The 3,250-nt window shown below is 65.0% G+C and carries 3 protein-coding genes and 1 pseudogene; 1 reads left to right on the top strand and 3 read right to left on the bottom strand.

All coding sequences use genetic code 11. The features are described from left to right. Positions 1–1,396: TonB-dependent receptor (locus tag WCE35_RS21535; RefSeq protein ID WP_424595337.1), on the top strand; the 1,396-nt coding region annotated here is incomplete at its 5' end. 59 nt (positions 1,397–1,455) lie between these two features. On the opposite strand, the gene WCE35_RS21530 is transcribed toward WCE35_RS21535, so the two are convergent. From WCE35_RS21530 to WCE35_RS21520, 3 genes and pseudogenes are all read right to left on the bottom strand, one after another. Then, complete coding sequence (locus WCE35_RS21530; protein ID WP_424595336.1) at positions 1,456–1,968, bottom strand: GNAT family N-acetyltransferase; 513 nt, start codon at positions 1,966–1,968, stop codon at positions 1,456–1,458. Between the two features lie 52 nt (positions 1,969–2,020). After that, complete coding sequence (locus WCE35_RS21525) at positions 2,021–2,956, bottom strand: glycosyltransferase family 2 protein (RefSeq protein ID WP_424595335.1); 936 nt, start codon at positions 2,954–2,956, stop codon at positions 2,021–2,023. Between the two features lie 167 nt (positions 2,957–3,123). Beyond that, positions 3,124–3,250: pseudogene (locus tag WCE35_RS21520) on the bottom strand (NUDIX domain-containing protein); the annotation flags it as partial.

Below are 3,250 nucleotides of genomic sequence, written 5' to 3'. Positions count from 1 at the left end.
ATTCATTGGCGCGGCGATCACGCAAAACGACTCGCTCTATCGCATTCCCGGCATCGACGGCGCCGACCACCAGACCCGGATCGACGCGCACCAGACCAAACTCACCGCCAAGGGCGAGTACCGGCCGGACGCAGCCGCGATCGACGCCGTCAGGTTGTGGGCCGGCGCGACCGACTATCACCACGACGAGATCGGCCTCGCCGTTCCCAACGATCCCGCAACCGCGGGCATCCGCCAGACCTTCACCAACAAGGAGCAGGAGGCCCGCGCCGAGGTGCAGTTCGCGCCGTTCAATGCCCGCTTCGCGGCGGTGACGACCGCGTTTGGCTTGCAGGCCGGACATCAGGAGCTGGCCGCGCCGAGCCCGGACCATCCCGGCACGCTGTTCAACGGGCTGTGGGATCCGAACCGTAACACCCGCGTCGCCGGCTACGCCTTCAACGAGTTCAAGTTCTCCAATTCGACGAAAGCCCAGATCGCCGGACGCATCGAGCATGTCGACCTGCACGGCTCGACCCCGGATTTTCCGGCGGACTTCCTGCCCAACGGCAATCCGCAAACCGCTGTCGCGCGAAATCCATCCTACACGCCGAAGAGCGGCAGCATCGGCCTGATCCAGAGCCTGCCCGGCGATCTCGTCGGCAGCATCACCGCGCAATATGTCGAGCGCGCCCCAAAACCGGCCGAGCTGTTTTCGCGCGGCGCCCATGACGCCACCGGCACCTTCGACATCGGCAACCCGAACCTGACGTTGGAGATCGCGAAATCGGTCGAACTCGGACTGCGCAAGGCCGCCGGGCCGTTCCGGTTCGAAGCCACCGCTTACTACACCCGGTTCAACAATTTCATCTTCCGTCGGCTGACCGGCGTGATGTGCGATGCGGATTTCAATTCCTGCGGCGCCGCCGGCGCCGAACTGCGGCAGGCGGTCTATTCCCAGCGCGATGCCACCTTCGGCGGCGGCGAGTTCCGGAGCCAGCTCGACATCGGACCGCTGCATGGCGGCATCTGGGGCATCGAGGATCAGTTCGACATCGTTCGCGCCACCTTCACAGACGGCAGCAATGTTCCCCGGATTCCGCCGCTGCGAGCCGGCGGCGGCGTATACTGGCGCGACGCCAACTGGCTGATGCGCGTCAACCTGCTGCATGCCTTCGCGCAAAACCATATTGCCGTGATCGGCGAGACGCCGACGGCAGGCTATGATCTGTTGAAGGCCGAGATCAGCTACAACACCAAACTCGATTCCTCCCGGTTCGGCGCGCGCGAGATGACGGTCGGTCTGGTCGGCAACAATCTCTTGAACGAGAACATCCGCAACCACGTTTCCTACACCAAGGACGAAGTCCTGATGCCCGGCATCGGCGTGCGCGCGTTTGCGAATTTGAAGTTCTGAGAAAATAATCTCTCTCGCCCCGCTTGCGGGGTGAGGTGAAACGGCATCGCGCGCGGATTCTATGTCGCCCTGCTCCAGTCAGGCCGAATTGCGCCGGAGACGTCGGTGAAGGCGCCCTCGGCCAGTTCCGCCACCAGCAGCCGCCGGTAGTCGACCGGGCCGGGCATGACCGCCCGTCCCTTCGGAACGGCCTTGAAGCCGACACGGCTGTAATAGGCTTCGTCGCCGACCAGCAGCACCAGGCGATGCCCCCTCGCTTTCGCCTCTCTCACGGCGCGATCGAGCAGCGCGCGGCCGACGCCGCGGCCGCGAAACGGCGGCTCGACCGTCAGCGGCCCAAGCAGCAAGGCCGGCGTATCGCCGATGCAGATCGGCAACTGGCGGACAGAGCCCACCAGCAGCGTGCCGATCCGTGCCGTGAACGACAGATCGAGCAGATGGTCGATGTGCTCGCGCAGCCGGTAGGCGCTGAGCACGAAGCGGCCGGGCCCGAACGTGCGCTCGTGCAGCCGCTCGATCGCCTGCGCGTCGTTCGGGGTTTCAGGCAGGATGGTGAGATTGAGGTCGCTCATGGTGAGCCGCGATAGCATCTGGCGGCGGCGCGGTCCATCGTCGGTCGCGCCTTCAATTCTTGCTGGTGGCCGGTTGCGACAGATAGGCGAGCAGCTTCATCTCGCGGCGGCCGCGCGTCACGGTATCCAGCACCAATCCCGACGATACCGACAGGATCGCCACGATCATCAGGCCCGTCGACAGCACGGCGGTCGGCAGCCGCGGCACGATGCCTTCTTCGAAAAAGGTGATGACGATCGGGATCGCAAGCCCGATCGAAACCAGCGCGAGACAGATTCCGATCGCGGTGAAAAACCGCAGCGGCTTTTCCGAGCGATAGAGTTTCAGGATGGTGCCGAGGATCTTGAAACCGTCGCGCCAGGTGTTGAGCTTGCTGAACGATCCCTCCGGCCGGGCGTAATAGGGCGTCTCGATCTCCGCGACCGGCAATGCGAGTTCGAGCGCATGCACGCTGAGCTCGGTTTCGATCTCGAAACCATCCGACAATACCGGAAATGATTTGACGAAGCGGCGCGAGAACACCCGGTAGCCGGACAGGATATCCCTGAAGGCCTGGCCGAACGCCGAGGCAAGGAAGCTGGTCAGCATCCAGTTGCCGGTGCGGTGGCCGGGCCGGTAGGCCGCGACCGACTGATCGACGCGAAAGCCCACCACCATGTCGAGATGATCGTTCAAGAGCGCCTCGATCATGCGCGGCGCGCTTGGCGCGTCATAGGTCGCGTCGCCGTCAACCAGCACATAGATGTCGGCATCGATGTCGGCGAACATGCGCCGCACCACATGTCCCTTGCCCTGGCGGCGCTCGCGGCGCACCTCGGCGCCGGCCGCCCGCGCCACCTCGGCGGTGCGATCCCGCGAATTGTTGTCGTAGACGAAGATCCCGGCTGCCGGCAGGGCCTTGCGAAAGTCTGCGACCACGGTGGCGACGGCGGCTTCCTCGTTGAAGCACGGCACCAGAACCGCAACCCGCAACGCTGGTGTCGTCATCCCTGGCCTGCCGAATCAGGATTGTCCATGGATGGCTTATACCGCAATCAGGCTTTGGCCGGTTGCGGCATAGCGGGGTTTTCCGCGGCGGCCGAGCCACGCCGGTCGAGCGTTGCGAACAGCAGGGTCCAGAGCGACAGCATGGCGATCGGCAGCACAGCCCGTCGCTAGCGCCAGGTGGCGATCGGCTCCCGGCCGCCGAGCACCTCGGCGATCCGAAGCCGTGTCCCCGGCGTCGTCCCGGCCGGCAACGCATCCGGATCGAAGAAACCGCATTGCTCGATCTCGCGATTC

This window comes from Bradyrhizobium sp., assembly GCF_049691595.1.
Taxonomy (GTDB): domain Bacteria; phylum Pseudomonadota; class Alphaproteobacteria; order Rhizobiales; family Xanthobacteraceae; genus Bradyrhizobium.
The sequence above is the reverse complement of the archived record's forward strand: the minus strand, read 5'-3'. Positions and strand labels throughout refer to the sequence as shown.

Bases quoted from the DNA above. Each gene is read 5' to 3' on its own strand.
- WCE35_RS21525 (WP_424595335.1), bottom strand. From the start codon at position 2,956: ATGACGACACCAGCGTTGCGGGTTGCGGTTCTGGTGCCGTGCTTCAAC.
- WCE35_RS21530 (WP_424595336.1), bottom strand. From the start codon at position 1,968: ATGAGCGACCTCAATCTCACCATCCTGCCTGAAACCCCGAACGACGCG.